Raw genomic sequence first — 1,112 nt, 5'->3', positions numbered from 1 at the left:
ACCCTGGAAGAGTGGAAAGAACGTCCGAGCCAGTTTGAAGTGCCGCGCACGGAACTGGCCGCCAAGGTGCGGGAAATTCTGGACGGGCAGGACTGATCATGGCGGCTCAATCGCAAATTCAGGCCCGCGCTGCGATGCTGCGGGTCCGCTTTGAGGCCGCAGGCGCGCAGGTGGTGGACACGCCGCTGCTGCAGCCGGCCGGCACGTTGCTGGATCTTTACGGCGAGGACATCCGGGCGCGCGCCTATGTGACGTCAGATGCGCTGCACGGCGAGCAGATGCTGCGCCCGGATTTCACTGTGCCGGTGGTGGAGGCGCATATGCGCCACGGGGCGGAGCCTGCGCGCTACACCTATTCAGGCGAGGTGTTCCGGCGGCAGGAGGTCGACCCTGACCGGCCCAACGAATACCTGCAAGTCGGCTATGAGGTGTTTGAGCGCAACGATGCGGCGGCAGCGGATGCGGAGGTGTTTGCGCTGTTTGCGCTGCAGGTGCGCGGGCTGCCTTTGCGGGCGGCAACCGGCGATATCGGCATTCTGATGGCCGCCGTGCAAGGGCTGAAAACCACGGAAAAGCGCAAGGCGGCGCTGATGCGCCATATCTGGCGGCCGCGCCGGTTCCGGGCGTTGCTGGACCGGTTCGCGGGCCGGGCATCGGTCCCGGAGAACCGCAAGAAGCTGCTGGAGACCGAGGGCGATCTGACCGGGTCGGCGGTGGAGCTTGGCAAACGCCGCGCGGCAGAAGTGCAGGCGCGGGTTGACGCGCTGCGCGAAGATGCCAAGGCGCCGCCGATTGCCGAAAAAGAGCTGCTGGCGCTGGAAGCGTTGATGGCGGTGCGCGAAACGGTGCCTTATGCGGCGGAGCAGATGCGCGATATTGCGGTGGACTTGCCGCAAATAAACCTGGCCCTGGACCGCTTGGACGAACGCACAGCGGCGATGAAGGCACGCGGAGTGGATGTGGAAACTCTCGATTTCGAGGCCTCTTACGGGCGCACCTCGATGGAGTACTACGACGGATTTGTGTTCGGATTCTATGCCGAGGCGCGGCCCGATCTGCCGCCCATTGCCAGCGGCGGGCGCTATGATGCGCTGACCCGGCGGCTGGGAGAC

General features: G+C 65.6%; 1 protein-coding gene. It reads left to right on the top strand.

All coding sequences use genetic code 11. From position 1 onward, the window contains the following. Positions 1-98: 98 nt before the first annotated feature. A partial coding sequence (locus tag A2I95_RS41155; RefSeq protein WP_291738048.1) for an ATP phosphoribosyltransferase regulatory subunit occupies positions 99-1,112 on the top strand: 1,014 nt, incomplete at its 3' end.

It is taken from the genome of Leisingera sp. F5, from assembly GCF_001593695.1.
Note: the sequence above shows the minus strand (reverse complement) of the source record. Positions and strands in the feature narration are given on the sequence as shown.